The sequence below is a fragment of the Pseudomonas sp. LTJR-52 genome (genome assembly GCF_003691465.1).
Lineage (GTDB): Bacteria > Pseudomonadota > Gammaproteobacteria > Pseudomonadales > Pseudomonadaceae > Chryseomonas > Chryseomonas luteola.
The window spans coordinates 3,717,080-3,730,921 of the sequence record NZ_CP033105.1 but is presented as its reverse complement, the minus strand read 5'-3'; the positions used below and the strand labels follow the sequence as shown (position 1 = coordinate 3,730,921).

General features: G+C 55.2%; 13 protein-coding genes and 3 tRNA genes. 7 read left to right on the top strand and 9 right to left on the bottom strand.

Annotated elements, in window-relative coordinates; translation table 11 throughout:
- Positions 1 to 2: 2 nt before the first annotated feature.
- From EAW52_RS17445 to EAW52_RS17435, 3 genes are all read right to left on the bottom strand, one after another.
- Positions 3 to 1,586, bottom strand: coding sequence for a PAS domain-containing sensor histidine kinase (locus tag EAW52_RS17445; RefSeq protein WP_122043376.1), 1,584 nt, complete (start codon positions 1,584 to 1,586; stop codon positions 3 to 5).
- Complete coding sequence (locus tag EAW52_RS26435; RefSeq protein WP_122043375.1) at positions 1,576 to 1,815, bottom strand: PP0621 family protein; 240 nt, start codon at positions 1,813 to 1,815, stop codon at positions 1,576 to 1,578. The genes EAW52_RS17445 and EAW52_RS26435 overlap by 11 nt, the downstream gene beginning before the upstream one ends.
- 216 nt (positions 1,816 to 2,031) lie before the next feature.
- On the bottom strand, positions 2,032 to 3,045 hold the full coding sequence (locus tag EAW52_RS17435; protein ID WP_122043374.1) for an outer membrane protein assembly factor BamD: 1,014 nt from the start codon (positions 3,043 to 3,045) through the stop codon (positions 2,032 to 2,034).
- A 157-nt stretch (positions 3,046 to 3,202) separates the two neighbouring features.
- On the opposite strand from EAW52_RS17435, the gene rluD reads away from it, so the two are divergent.
- From rluD to EAW52_RS17405, 6 genes are all read left to right on the top strand, one after another.
- Positions 3,203 to 4,165 carry a 23S rRNA pseudouridine(1911/1915/1917) synthase RluD gene (rluD, locus tag EAW52_RS17430; RefSeq protein ID WP_122044843.1) on the top strand — a complete coding sequence of 321 codons (963 nt, stop codon included), beginning with the start codon at positions 3,203 to 3,205 and terminating at the stop codon, positions 4,163 to 4,165.
- A complete protein-coding gene (pgeF, locus tag EAW52_RS17425; protein ID WP_122043373.1) occupies positions 4,162 to 4,905 on the top strand; it encodes a peptidoglycan editing factor PgeF in 744 nt (247 codons plus the stop codon). Before rluD ends, pgeF begins: the two co-directional genes overlap by 4 nt.
- 136 nt (positions 4,906 to 5,041) lie before the next feature.
- Complete coding sequence (clpB, locus tag EAW52_RS17420) at positions 5,042 to 7,606, top strand: ATP-dependent chaperone ClpB (protein ID WP_122043372.1); 2,565 nt, start codon at positions 5,042 to 5,044, stop codon at positions 7,604 to 7,606.
- A gap of 191 nt (positions 7,607 to 7,797) precedes the next feature.
- Positions 7,798 to 7,873 (top strand) — tRNA-Asn (locus EAW52_RS17415).
- A 10-nt stretch (positions 7,874 to 7,883) separates the two neighbouring features.
- Positions 7,884 to 7,960: transfer RNA gene (locus EAW52_RS17410), tRNA-Pro, on the top strand.
- A gap of 6 nt (positions 7,961 to 7,966) precedes the next feature.
- Positions 7,967 to 8,042 (top strand) — tRNA-Lys (locus EAW52_RS17405).
- Between the two features lie 185 nt (positions 8,043 to 8,227).
- Here the strand turns inward: EAW52_RS17405 and EAW52_RS17400 are convergent.
- The gene (locus EAW52_RS17400; protein ID WP_122043371.1) at positions 8,228 to 9,526 is read right to left on the bottom strand and encodes an NAD(P)/FAD-dependent oxidoreductase; all 1,299 of its coding nucleotides are present in this window, start codon (positions 9,524 to 9,526) and stop codon (positions 8,228 to 8,230) included.
- A gap of 105 nt (positions 9,527 to 9,631) precedes the next feature.
- Complete coding sequence (locus EAW52_RS17395) at positions 9,632 to 10,114, bottom strand: MOSC domain-containing protein (RefSeq protein WP_122043370.1); 483 nt, start codon at positions 10,112 to 10,114, stop codon at positions 9,632 to 9,634.
- Positions 10,115 to 10,317: 203 nt separating this feature from the next.
- On the opposite strand from EAW52_RS17395, the gene EAW52_RS17390 reads away from it, so the two are divergent.
- Positions 10,318 to 10,791, top strand: coding sequence for a hypothetical protein (locus EAW52_RS17390; protein WP_010797203.1), 474 nt, complete (start codon positions 10,318 to 10,320; stop codon positions 10,789 to 10,791).
- A gap of 90 nt (positions 10,792 to 10,881) precedes the next feature.
- Here EAW52_RS17390 and yacG read toward each other — a convergent pair whose 3' ends face one another.
- From yacG to EAW52_RS17370, 4 genes are read right to left on the bottom strand one after another with little or no spacing between them, the layout of a single operon-like run.
- Positions 10,882 to 11,085 (bottom strand): DNA gyrase inhibitor YacG, encoded by a 204-nt coding sequence (yacG, locus tag EAW52_RS17385; RefSeq protein ID WP_010797204.1) that lies wholly within the window; start codon positions 11,083 to 11,085, stop codon positions 10,882 to 10,884.
- Positions 11,078 to 11,692 (bottom strand): dephospho-CoA kinase, encoded by a 615-nt coding sequence (gene coaE / locus EAW52_RS17380; protein WP_122043369.1) that lies wholly within the window; start codon positions 11,690 to 11,692, stop codon positions 11,078 to 11,080. The genes yacG and coaE overlap by 8 nt, the downstream gene beginning before the upstream one ends.
- Positions 11,692 to 12,561 carry an A24 family peptidase gene (locus tag EAW52_RS17375; protein WP_122043368.1) on the bottom strand — a complete coding sequence of 290 codons (870 nt, stop codon included), beginning with the start codon at positions 12,559 to 12,561 and terminating at the stop codon, positions 11,692 to 11,694. Before EAW52_RS17375 ends, coaE begins: the two co-directional genes overlap by 1 nt.
- Positions 12,561 to 13,778: a type II secretion system F family protein gene (locus tag EAW52_RS17370; RefSeq protein WP_122043367.1), complete on the bottom strand. Its 1,218-nt coding sequence runs from the start codon at positions 13,776 to 13,778 to the stop codon at positions 12,561 to 12,563. The genes EAW52_RS17375 and EAW52_RS17370 overlap by 1 nt, the downstream gene beginning before the upstream one ends.
- Positions 13,779 to 13,842: the final 64 nt, after the last annotated feature.

The following is a 13,842-nucleotide window of genomic DNA, read 5'->3' as shown; positions in this document are numbered from 1 at the left end:
GTTCAGCTCAACTTGCGCGGATGGGCAAAGGTAATGCGGAAGCAGCCGCCTTGTTCCTGCTGGCGGTAGTCGAGGCGGGCCTGATTACTCTCGCATAATTCGCGGGAAATATAGAGGCCGAGCCCGGTTCCTTTGCTTTCGGTGGTAAAGAAGGGTTCGAAAAGGTTGGTGATCTGGTCTTCAGGTACACCTGGCCCATCATCAATGACATCCAATATGGGAAGGTCTGAGTCGGGGTCACGGAAGAGATCCAGCCACACTTGTCCCTTGCCGTGCAGCTTGCTGCTATGGCGTAGGCCATTTTGAACGAGGTTGGTTAGCACCTGAGTCAGCTGGCTAGGGTCCATGCGGGTCTGTATCGTACCCGATGTCGTTTGCACATAGACAAACTGTTGCTCACGTAGAGTGGTTCTGAATTCACCTGCAAAGCGGTGCACCCAGTATTTGAGGTCCAGCAGCTGGGGCTCTGCCTGGCGGCGTCTAGAAAGTTGCAGGACATTCTCGATGATGATGTTCATGCGCCGGGAGTGATCCTGAATGATCTGGGCCAGGCGAAGATCATGCTGATCGAGCACTTCTGATTCCTGAAGAAGCTGTGCCGCGTGGCTTATGGCTCCTAGAGGATTGCGAATTTCATGGGCGATGCCCGCCGTGAGGCGTCCCAGTGATGCAAGCTTCAGCTGCTGTGCCTGCTGAGCAATACGAGAGATGTTTTCCAAAAAAATCAGAGTATGCTGATTGCCGCTCCGCTGAATAGGGACGAAGCTGGGCTGGATCAGTGGGCCTTCGCTAAACGCCTGCATGGGTGCAGGGCGAAGCGTCCGATTCCTTTCCCACTGTAGTAGCCGGTCCATCAATTCCGGGCATTGATCATTCAGATCCTCGGTATCCAGGTCTGGATGACCGAGCAGCTCTCGAGCGGCAGGATTGGCCAGGATAGGCGCCATTCTTGAGTCCAGAACCAGAATGCCGGTGCGCATACGATCGAGGATCAGCGCATTCAGATTTTCCAGATCGGCAACGACGTGCGCCCGCTCTTCTGCCAGGGTCTGGCTTTTGGACAATCGGCTGACGAGACTTTGCACCAGAAATGCGGCGGCAAAGCACAGCGCGCCCAGGCCTCCCGCCTGAACATACTGATTGGCCTCTGCGGGAAGGCTAAGCGTTCTATAGGCGGTTGCATAAATAAGGGCAAGGGTAGCCAAGGCCGCCAGCAGAATTCCAATACGCCCAACGAGAAGAATGTTGGCGATCGATACGGTAATGATGATGAGGTTGCCAATACCACTCGGTGTACCGCCAGCACTGTACATGAGATAGGTCAGCAGCCCGATATCCACTAGAGCCAGGGCAAAGATCTGTTTTTGCTTGCGCAGTGGTGGCAGAAAAATCGCCAGGATATTACCCGCTAGGTAAATCCAGCTGCCGACCACAAAGTTTTTACCCTCGGTTACCTTCAGAAGGTTGTCGTCCAGATTGGTGGAAACCAGAAGGATAAAAACCAGCCCGACAATGACCCGGTAGTAGTGATACAACCTCAGGATACGACTGTCCTGCAGGTTGTAATGAAAAAAATCAGCGCTCACTGCTCAGGCTTTTTTGTAAGTGATCTTGGCAGCAGAACCAGCGCTCTCCGTGTGGTAGGGCTTTATCGCGAGGAATGTGTACCCCGCAGTGACCGCAGCGAATCATTGGCTGTGGTTTGGCCAAGCGTGTTTTCTGTGACTTCTGTGGTTTCGCCTGTAGCAGGCGGCGGCACAGCCATACAACAGCGATAATCAGAGCTAGCCAGAAAAGCAGGCGAAACAAACCCATAGTGTTCTCTAAATAGTAGTGCGACCGTTACTAAACCCGTTTCAGGTGTTACGGCACATTAGAAGACTGCAAAAGGAAGCCCCATTGCAGCGTGTGATGGCCGTTGGAGCGTTATACCTCATCATGATCTTCTTATGAATGAGGTGTCTTATTTTGCGGACCTTCAGGAGTAAATAAAAAGGAGGCTTAAAGCCTCCTTTTTTGTTCAGGTTCGCATCAGTCGAAAAGACCAAACGTCAGACGGCTGAACCATGAGCGACGCGGAGTATCAGGGTTTTCGGACTCTCCAGCTGCAGGTTGATTCTCTGGAAGCAGCTCCTGTGGAATTTCACGCTTCGCATCTTCGTATTGGCGCTGTACATCCTGAGCAGCTCGTGTCTCGCCTGGCGGGAGCGGCTCGCTGGGACGATCAACCAGACCCAGGGTTGCGCGTGCCAGCCACGAGCGATCATCTTCGCTACGCTGCTTGGGTTTGAACTCCCCGTTATCCAGGCTCGGGTTGTCCGGATAGTTCATTTTCAGAGTTTCCAGGCTGGTGGCTGCCAGGTCGTTGAGCCCCAGGTGCTGATAGGCCTCTGTCATGACTGCCAAGCCATCCCCTACCGATGGGGTGCCCTGGAAGTTTTCGACAACATAACGACCACGGTTGGCCGCAGCGACATAAGCCTTGCGGCGCAGGTAGTAATCGGCCACATGGACTTCATACGCTGCCAGCAGGTTGCGCAGATAGGTCATGCGCGCCTTGGCGTCAGGTGCGTACCGGCTGTTTGGAAAACGGCTGGTGAACTGGGCAAAGTCATTGAATGAGTCACGGGCAGCACCCGGGTCACGCTTGGTCATATCCAATGGCAGGAAGCGCGCCAGAAGACTGCGGTCCTGTTCAAAGGATGCTACACCTTTCATGTAGTAGGCGTAGTCGACATTTGGATGCTGCGGGTGCAGACGAATGAAGCGGTCTGCCGATGTACGGGCAGCTTCAGGCTCTCCGTTCTTGTAGTTGGCATAGATAAGCTCAAGCTGAGACTGATCTGCATAACGGCCAAACGGATAGCGGGACTCAAGAGCCTTGAGTTTGCTGACAGCCTGGTTGTAGTTGTTGTTGTTCAAATCTTCCTGAGCTTGCTTGTAGAGCTCGGTTTCGCTCAGGTTTTCTGCCACTTCAGGTGCTTTGGAGGAACAGGCAGCGGTGAGGGCGAGGCTGGCGATCAGCAGCAGGTGCTTCAATTGCATGGCGGCTTTGCGTTCCCTGAAACGGTCGGCTGACGGAGCCGGAACCGTCCTGTTATGATGAACAACCCGGCATGAACATCATGCCAGGGCAAAAAGTTTTCGTATTTAACCACAGCGTGTGGCTGAAACCAAAAGCTACACGCCTTTGTTGGCTGCTATGTCCGATATTATCCAACTCAACGCCGAAGTGCCTACAGAACTCGGCGGTCAGCGTCTCGACCAGGTAGCGGCTCAGCTGTTCTCTGAATATTCCCGTTCTCGCCTGTCTTCCTGGATCAAGGAAGGCAGCCTAACTGTTGATGGCGCGGTCCTGCGTCCACGTGATCTGGTGCATGGCGGCGCCGTACTGTCCTTGCGCGCGGAGCGAGAAGCGCAGGGCGATTGGGTGGCGCAGGATATCGAGCTCAATATTGTCTATGAGGACGACCATTTGCTCGTGCTGGACAAGCCTGCCGGGCTGGTCGTCCATCCTGCGGCAGGCCATACCGATGGTACGCTCCTCAATGCGTTGCTCCATCATGTACCGTCGCTGGCAAACGTGCCCCGTGCCGGTATTGTCCATCGTCTGGACAAGGATACGACCGGCCTGATGGTTGTCGCCAAGACCCTGGAAGCACAAACCAATCTGGTGGCCCAGCTTCAGGCACGCTCCGTCAGTCGTATTTATGAGGCGGTTGTGGCGGGCGTGGTGGTTTCCGGAGGTACGGTAGATGCGCCTATAGGCCGTCACTCCCAACGGCGCCAGCAAATGGCTGTGGTTACCGGTGGAAAGCCGGCGGTCAGCCATTATCGTGTCCTGGATCGATTCCGGGCCTATACGCATGTGCGCGTCAAGCTGGAGACTGGCAGGACTCACCAGATACGGGTCCATATGACTCACATCGGCTTTCCGCTGGTAGGGGACCCGGTATACAGCGGGCGTTTCCGAATTCCGCCTGCTACCAACCCAACGCTGGTCAAGACGCTTCGAGAGTTTCCTAGGCAAGCGCTGCACGCCCGCTTCCTGGAACTCGATCATCCGGTGACGGGGGAGCGTATGAGCTGGGAGTCTCCTCTGCCTGAGGATATCGTCTGGCTGCTTAGCCTTTTGCGTCAGGATCGTGAGGCGTTTACCGGATGAATGACTGGCTGACTCCCGACTGGCCTGCGCCTGCCAACGTGAGAGGCTGCGTTACGACTCGGTCAGGGGGCGTCAGTCATGGACCTTATCAGAATCTTAATCTGGGCGATCATGTGCAGGATGATCCGGCCGCCGTGGCGGAAAACCGGCAACGGTTAGTCGACTCGCTAGGGTGTCGACCCGCCTGGCTAAAGCAGGTGCATGGGATTTCTGTCGTTGAGGCTGATCCCGCCCAAGTGCTTGAGGCTGATGCCTCCTGGACGTCGACGCCTGGCATTGCTGCAACGATCATGACGGCAGACTGCCTGCCTGTCTTTTTTTGTAATCGGCAAGGGACGCGTGTCGCGGCTGCTCATGCCGGATGGCGAGGGCTGGTAAGTGGTGTGCTCGAAGCAACGGCTGCGTCGCTTGAGTCGAGCCCTCGAGATATCCTGGTGTGGTTTGGGCCTGCAATCGGTCCTGACGCCTTTGAAGTTGGGGCTGAAGTGCGCGAGGCGTTCGTATCAGAGCATTCCCGGGCAAAAACAGCCTTCAAACCCAGCGTCAATAACGGGCGCTTCATGGCGAATATCTACCAGCTGGCGCGGTTGCGGCTGGAATCCATCGGCATTGATGCCATCTACGGTGGCGGATGGTGCACGTATACCGACACTGCGCGATTTTATTCCTTTAGGCGCTCCCCGCAGACAGGACGCCTAGCCAGCCTGATCTGGCTGACCCAGCCTCTGGATGAGGCGTGATCCGACTGATCCAGGTCAAATGGCCAGCGCTTGAATCGAGCAGAATTGTCCTTATGTAAGAGGCATCTCGGCGGGTAATCGTTGTGACGCTTTTTATGGTGCGTCCCTGACCCGCGCTCATATAAAGGACATAGTCATGCGAATTGACCGTTTAACCAGTAAATTGCAACTTGCGTTGGCCGACGCCCAGTCCCTCGCGGTGGGACATGACCATCCGGCCATCGAGCCCGTGCATCTTTTTTCTGCCTTGCTGGATCAGCAGGGCGGTTCGATTCTACCGCTGCTTCGCCAGGTCGGCTTTGATATCCAGACGCTTCGCCAGGCCCTGACCGAGGAGTTGGACAGTCTGCCAAAGATTCAGAACCCTACCGGGGATGTCAGCCTGTCTCAGGATCTGGCGCGTCTGTTGAATCAGGCCGATCGGCTGGCTCAGCAGAAGGGAGACCAATTCATTTCAAGCGAACTGGTGCTGCTGTCTGCTATGGACGAGAACACCAAGCTTGGCAAGATACTGCTGGCGCAGGGTGTTTCCCGCAAGGCTCTGGAAAATGCCGTCAACAACCTGCGCGGCGGTGATGCTGTCAACGATCCTAATGCTGAGGAGTCTCGTCAGGCATTGGATAAGTTTACGGTTGACCTTACCAAGCGCGCGGAGGAGGGCAAGCTTGACCCTGTGATCGGTCGTGACGACGAGATTCGCCGCACTATCCAGGTTCTGCAGCGCCGTACCAAGAATAACCCGGTGCTGATCGGTGAGCCGGGCGTTGGTAAAACAGCCATTGTTGAAGGGCTGGCTCAGCGGATAGTCAATGGTGAAGTGCCCGATGGCCTGAAGGATAAGCGCCTGTTGGCCCTGGACATGGGATCGTTGATTGCGGGTGCCAAATTCCGAGGAGAGTTCGAGGAGCGCCTCAAGGGGGTGTTGAATGAGCTTTCCAAACAGGAAGGGCGTGTCATCCTCTTTATCGATGAGCTCCATACCATGGTAGGTGCCGGTAAGGCGGAAGGCGCCATGGACGCAGGTAACATGCTCAAGCCTGCATTGGCCCGCGGCGAGCTGCATTGTGTGGGCGCTACCACGCTTGACGAGTATCGTCAGTACATTGAAAAGGACGCCGCCTTGGAGCGTCGTTTCCAGAAAGTCCTGGTCGATGAGCCGAGCGAGGAGGATACCATTGCGATCCTGCGCGGCTTGAAAGAGCGGTATGAAGTGCACCACAAGGTCGCGATTACTGATGGGGCCATCATTGCGGCCGCCAAGCTGTCGCATCGCTACATTACGGATCGGCAACTGCCCGACAAAGCAATTGACCTGATCGACGAGGCCGCAAGTCGTATTCGGATGGAAATCGACTCCAAGCCCGAAGCGCTTGACCGCCTGGAGCGTCGTTTGATCCAGCTGAAGGTTGAGCAGGAAGCGCTCAAGAAAGAAAGTGACGAAGGTGCCCTGAAGCGCCTTGGCAAGCTCCGTGAAGACATCGCCCGGCTTGAGCAGGAGTATGCCGATCTGGAAGAGGTCTGGAAGGCGGAGAAAGCGGAGGTTCAAGGTTCTGCACAACTGCAGCAGAAGATTGAGCAAGCCAAACAGGAGCTTGAGTTGGCGCGCCGCAAGGGTGATCTCAACCGTATGGCAGAATTGCAATACGGCGTCATTCCTGACCTTGAGCGTAGCCTGCAGATGGTGGACCAGCATGAAAAGCCGGCCAACCAGCTGCTGCGCAACAAGGTGACCGAGGACGAAATTGCTGAAGTGGTCTCCAAGTGGACGGGCATTCCGGTCAGCAAAATGCTCGAAGGCGAGCGTGACAAGCTGCTGCGCATGGAAGATGCGCTTCATCAGCGTGTCATTGGGCAGAATGAGGCGGTGACGGCGGTAGCGAACGCCGTCAGACGCTCGCGTGCAGGATTGGCTGATCCGAACCGGCCGAGCGGGTCGTTCCTGTTCCTGGGCCCAACCGGGGTGGGTAAGACCGAGCTTTGCAAAGCGTTGGCTGAGTTCCTGTTCGATACAGAAGACGCCATGATTCGTATCGACATGTCTGAGTTCATGGAGAAGCATTCCGTTGCCCGTCTGATTGGTGCGCCTCCGGGATATGTCGGTTATGAGGAAGGTGGCTATCTCACCGAGGCGGTGCGGCGTAAGCCATACTCCGTGGTTCTGCTGGATGAAGTGGAAAAGGCGCATCCGGATGTCTTCAATATCCTGCTGCAAGTGCTGGACGATGGTCGGCTGACCGATAGCCAGGGGCGTACTGTCGACTTTCGTAATGCGGTTATTGTCATGACTTCGAACCTGGGGTCAGCGCAAATACAGGAGTTGGTTGGCGACCCGGAAGCTCAGCGTGCTGCTGTCATGGATGCGGTCTCGGCCCACTTCCGGCCGGAGTTCATCAACCGGATCGACGAAGTTGTTGTGTTCGAACCGCTCGGTCGTGATCAGATCGCCGGTATCGCTGATATTCAACTGAGCCGCCTGCGTCAGCGTCTGGCTGAGCGTGAGCTGGATCTGGCGCTTTCGGCAGAGGCAATGAACAAGCTGGTTGCAGTAGGTTACGACCCTGTCTATGGGGCGCGTCCCTTGAAGCGTGCCATACAGCGCTGGATCGAGAACCCTCTTGCCCAACAGATTCTGTCTGGGCAATTTGTTCCAGGCAGCAAGATAGAGGCGAGGGTAGAGGGCGACGACATCGTATTTGCTTAGTCTGCTAAAGGGCGCCTTAAGGCGCCCTTTGCGTTTCCAGACGAGGCGTATCTTAAGTGCATGAATTTTTTGCAATAAAATTTGCTAAAGGGTGTTGACACAGGAATCAATACCCGTAAAATGGCGCACCTCAGCTGATGCAGCGCAGCTTAACGCTGAAGAGCAAAGGTTGAGATTGGAAGCTTAGAAGTTCCGCGATAGCTCAGTCGGTAGAGCAAATGACTGTTAATCATTGGGTCCCTGGTTCGAGTCCAGGTCGCGGAGCCAACTTCCTTGTCGGGGTATAGCGCAGCCCGGTAGCGCGCCTGCTTTGGGAGCAGGATGTCGGGAGTTCGAATCCCCCTACCCCGACCATTAAGTGGGTCGTTAGCTCAGTCGGTAGAGCAGTTGGCTTTTAACCAATTGGTCGTAGGTTCGAATCCTACACGACCCACCACTTTCTTCTCCAAGCGTTAACCTCTTAAGCATTTCCGCTAAGCAGCGAGTTCTTCGCTGTGTCTCGTTTAAAGTCTTCCTCTTTTAAGCACATGTTTGTTTGGCGCAGCGCTATTTGCTTTGTGCAAATTTGTCATGTCTGGATTTTGTGCCCTGCCTGCACCTTGCAAGCAGGGCATCTATCATTTAATGCAGCTTTAGCCTTGGCTTGAGTGTATGGCCCAGGTGATCGCTAATGATCAGCAGCAACGTTCTGAAGTTTCCATAAAGCGCTCTCTGGTGCAGCCGATAGAGTGACACGTAAAACATGCGTGCCAGCCAGCCTTCCAGCATGATGTTCCCGGTCAGATTACCCATCAGGTTGCCCACGGCTGAATAACGCGAAAGCGAGATCAGTGAGCCATAATCCTTGTAATGGTATTCAGGCAGCGCTTCGCCCTTCAGACGAGCCGTTATGGATTTCACCAGTAAAGAGGCCTGTTGGTGCGCGGCCTGCGCCCGGGGCGGGACATTACGATTGTCCTCTCCAGACATCGGACACGCCGCGCAATCGCCAAAGGAAAAGATGTCATCATCCTGCGTGGTTTGAAGCGTGGGGCGTACCACTAATTGATTGATTCGATTGCTTTCCAGCCCGTCCATATTAGCCAGAAACTCCGGTGCACGAATGCCAGCTGCCCATACCTTAAGCTTGGCAGGGATGAATTCGCCGCTCTTGGTGGTTAGACCATCTTCGGTGATAGAGCTTACGGCTGCGCCTGTCATAAGGCGGACACCTAGTTTCTGCAGCTGCTGAGCGACCGGCTCTCCGATGCGTTCGGGCAGTGCTGGTAGTACACGCGGGCCTGCCTCGATGATCGTGATACGGAGGTCTTCCGGGCGAATACGATTCAAGCCGTAGGAGACCAACTGCTGAGCGGTATTGCGAAGTTCTGCCGCCAGCTCCACGCCCGTGGCGCCAGCGCCAACAATCGCGATATCAATGGGCGCTGCCGTTTCACTGCTTGCCTGAGCATGCAGATATTGATTGAGCAGCTGTTGATGAAAGCGCTCGGCCTGGGCGCGGGTATCCAGAAACAGGCAGTGCTCTGCAGCGCCAGGCGTGCCGAAGTCATTTGTTTTACTGCCGATGGAAATAACGAGCGTGTCATAGGGCATGGTTCGCTCAGCAAGAACTTCCTTGCCTTGCTCGTCGGTGATAGGTGCAAGACGAATGCGCTTATTTGCTCTGTCCAGGCCAGTCAGGCGACCTAGCTGAAACTCAAAGTGATTCCATTTGGCCTGGGCGACATAGTTGAGTTCGTCGGCTGAGGAATTCAGGGAGCCTGCGGCGATTTCATGCATGAGCGGCTTCCAGATATGGGTCAGGTTGGCATCGACCAACGTGACATGTGCCTGGTTGCGCTTACCGAACTTTCTGCCCAGGCGGGTAGCCAGCTCTAAGCCCCCAGCGCCGCCGCCGACGATTACGATTCGATGTGTCATGGTGTTTAATACTCATAGTGTTGGAATTCTTTGGCGCGGACAGCCAAGGTGCCTGCGGTGATACGAGCCGCTGATGAGGCGGCTCGTATGAAGTAATTCGTTGGGTTAGTCGTCGATGACGCTTACGGTATCGCCGACTCTAATAATTCCGCCGCTCAAGATGCGGGCAGTAATTCCACCGTGGCCACGCATTGCTTGAAACGTGCCCGGCCCTAGGCGCTCTTCCAGGCGAGCGCATGGCTGGCACCAGCCGGTTGTTTCGAAAATGGCCTGACCGATCTGAAAGCGGCGATTTTTAAGGCTGAAAAGGTTAATACCTGTGACTGCTATATTGCGGCGCAAATCCTGAGGTTCAAGCGATCGTCCGATGAGCGCGCTGACAACTGCCAGATGCTCCCACTGGATAAGCGTGACCTGACGTGCATTGCGTGGGCTGGGGCGGGTATGGTCGCCCGTCAAGCCAGCCTCGCGGCGAGCCTCAACAGCATCAACAATGATCATCTCTGCTCGAGCGGCGGGGCGGACACCCATCCACTGTACGATTCCCGTTTGAGGCACAGCTGCCAAAAGCTCTTTTAGCGGTATCATCAGGTGGGCCTATTACGATAGTAGGGTGGCGGCGTACAACGCCCTTGCTCTAGAGGAGGCTTGCGGATCTGCGGTAGATGTTCTGCTTACATTGAAAAATGACAGGCGTGAATATTTTTACAGCGATGACAGCGAAATGCCAGTCACCCTGGCGCTGCTCGCTGATACAGTTTTCACTCTTTGAACCAGTAACTGGAGGCTCCATGCGCGTCTTGCGCTCTGTGCTATTGCTGATTGCTTTACTGCCCGGATTGACCTGGGCACTGGCGCCAGGAGAGCGCCTTGCACCCTGGACGCTGTTGGATCAGAACGACCAGCCTTATACGCTGGACGATAATCTGCAGGTTCTGCTGGTTGCACGCAGCATGACTGGTGCAAATCTCGTGAAGGCGGCTTTGAAGGATCAGCCCAAGGGCTATCTAGAGGCTAACAAGGTAGCCTTCCTGGCTGATATCAGTCAGATGCCCAAGGTGATATCGACGTTGTTCGCCATTCCTGCCATGCGTGACTATAACTACCGCGTGCTATTGGATCACGAAGGGCGGGTGGCGCCCCGTTACCCTGGTGACAAGGAAAAGGTTCTTTGGCTCATGCTGGATCATGGCCGTTTCGTAGGGCAGCGAGAGTTCGACTCTGCCGAAGGGCTGAAAGATGCGTTAAAGGCAAAGGCCAAATAAGGGAGGCGCTAGCCGAAACGTTATTGAGCGCTTCGGCTTAAAGCCAAGTGTGGCGAAAATGGTCAGTATGGGACGCCATGGAGCAGTGGTTTAATGGTCCCGGCGTGGCATGTCTTCTGAAAACAAATCGTCTTCCAGATCATTGCCGGGAATGGCGTGCTCCTCTGCTGCCCAGGCGCCCAGGTCTATTAGTTTGCAGCGGTCTGAACAGAAGGGGCGGTTGGGGCTGGCCTCGCTCCACTCCACGGGAGCGCCGCACGTAGGGCAATCTACGGTTAAAGGTGGCTTAGGCATGCTTGCCTCCTTGTAGGGTGAGATAAAAGTGATGCAGGCGTTCGACATGCTCATGGAGCTGCGCGAGCGTCCCGTCATTAATGAGGACATCATCCGCGTGTTTCAAGCGCTCGGCTCGCTTCATTTGCGCCTGAAGGATGGCCTTGATCTGTGTCTCGTCAGCCTGATCGCGCCGCATGGCACGTTCGAGCTGCAAGGCTTCCGGCACATCTATCACGAGTACCCGTTGAGTAAGCTGCGTCTGGCCTGATTCGATAAGCAAAGGGGAAACCAGAACGGCATAGGGCGATGTGGCTTCGTTTAATGCCCGAATGATTTCCTGGCGGATCAAAGGGTGTAACAACGACTCAAGCCAGCGCCTTTCTTCGGGGATGGCGAATATGCGAGCACGTAGCCCTGGGCGATTCAGACGACCATCAGCGAGCAGAATATCGCCGCCAAAATGGAGAGCGATCTGCTCAAGAGCGGGCTGACCAGGCTCTACCACCCAGCGGGCCGCGTGATCAGCATCTACTGTGTGAATGCCCAGCGAGCCGAAATGTTCGGCAGCGGCGCTTTTACCGCTGCCAATCCCGCCCGTAAGGCCGAGAATCCAAGGGGTGCTCATCAAAAACCGGCAAAGTGAAGGTACATGCCTGTTATTTGATCACCCCAAAGCAAAGCAATCCACCCCGCAATGGCTAGATAAGGCCCAAACGGTATCGGGGTGCTGTTTTCGGCATTCTTGAGGCGAAGCAGAATGATGCCGAGAATCGCACCCACTAAAGAGGACAGCAATATCGTAAGCGGCAGGATTTGCCAGCCGCCCCAGGCGCCCAGCATGGCCAGCAGCTTGAAGTCACCAAAGCCCATGCCTTCCTTGCCTGTGATCAGCCTGAAAAGCTGGAAAACCACCCACAAGCTCATATAACCCGCTGCTGCGCCCCAGACTGCATCGGAGAGACTAGAGAACAACTCAAACTGGTTAACCAGCAAGCCAACCCATAGCAGCGGAAGAACAATGACGTCTGGAAGAATTTGGTGATCAGCATCGATCAGGCTGGCGGCGAGCAGCCCCCAGGTCAGTAACAAGGCGCTGCCAGCCTGCCAGGTAAAGCCAAAATGCCAGACAACAAACAGGGAAAGCAGGCCGCACGCCAATTCAACCAGCGGATAGCGAGCGCTGATAGGGGTCTTGCAGCTGGAGCACTTGCCGCGCAGCATGATATAGCTGATAACAGGAATGTTTTCCCACGGCCGAATGCGATGTTGGCAGTGAGGGCAATGGGAGTGAGGCTTGGCAAGGTTATAGGGTTCCGCTTCGCCTTCGCTGGGTAGTTCCAGCATTTGGCGGGACTGGGCTATCCAGTCCCGCTCAAGCATCTTGGGGAGCCGGTGTACGACCACATTGAGAAAGCTGCCAACCAATAAGCCCAGTACCAACGCACAGCTCAAGTACGCGGCGGGGTAGGTTGCCAAAAGCTCGATAGCCTCCATTAAACAACCGAGCCCAACTGGAAGATAGGCAGGTACATGGCGATGATCAAACCGCCCACCAGTACGCCCAGAACCGCCATGATCATGGGCTCCATCAGAGCGGTAAGGCTATCGACCATGTTGTCCACTTCTTCTTCATAAAACGTGGCCACTTTATCCAGCATTTCGTCCAGTGCACCCGACTCTTCACCAATGGCCGTCATTTGCACTGCCATAGAGGTAAATACGGCAGTGGTTCGCATGGAGAAGTTCAGCTGCATGCCGGTCGAGACATCTTGCTTGATCTTGTCGACCGCGTTGCGGAAGACAACGTTACCCGTAGCGCCTGAAACCGAATCCAATGCATCCACCAGCGGTACGCCTGCAGCAAAGGTGGTGGATAAGGTGCGCGCATAGCGTGCAATCGCAGACTTATAAAGAATGGCGCCCACGACTGGTATTTTGAGTACAAAACGGTCAACGGCATCGCGGAATTTTTCAGACCGTTTGTGTGCCATCTGAAAGCCGAAACCTAAAGCGAAAAGAGCCAGCAGAACGATAAACCACCATTCTTGCAGGGTTTCTGAAAGGCCAATCACCATTAATGTAAACGCAGGTAGCTCTGCACCAAAGCCCTCGAATACGGATTGGAACTGAGGTACAACCTTGATCAATAGAATGGCTGAAACCACAATCGCTACCACTACAACCGCGGCAGGGTAGGTCATAGCCTTTTTGATTTTTTTCTTGAGCTGCTCGGTTTTTTCTTTGTAGGTCGCTACGCGATCCAGCAGCGTTTCCAGCGCACCAGACTGCTCACCCGCATCGACTAGGTTGCAGTAGAGATCATCGAAGTATTGAGGCTTTTTACGCAGCGAGCTAGACAGGCTGTTACCCGCTGCCACGTCCTGCTTGACGTCATCGACCAGCTTGCGCATGTTCGGGTTATCAAAGCCTTCGCTGATAATGTCGAACGACTGCAGCAAAGGAACGCCAGCCCCCAGCATAGTGGCTAGCTGACGAGTGAACAGGGCGATGTCCATCGGCTTGATCTTTTTGCCGCGGCTGAAGATCGAGACTGATTTTTTGCGTACGCGCGTGGGGTTGATCCCTTGCTTGCGCAGTTGGGCCTTGACCAGGGCAGGGTTCAGCCCGGTCATTTCGCCCTTGATCTTGACGCCTTTACGGTCCGTTCCCTCCCAGGTAAAAGCGCTCATTTTTAATGCTTTGTCGGCCATGCAATCCGCTCTTCAGGTGCTGGAGTGCGTCTTGTCAATGTGCAGCCTTGCTGTTTGACGACGT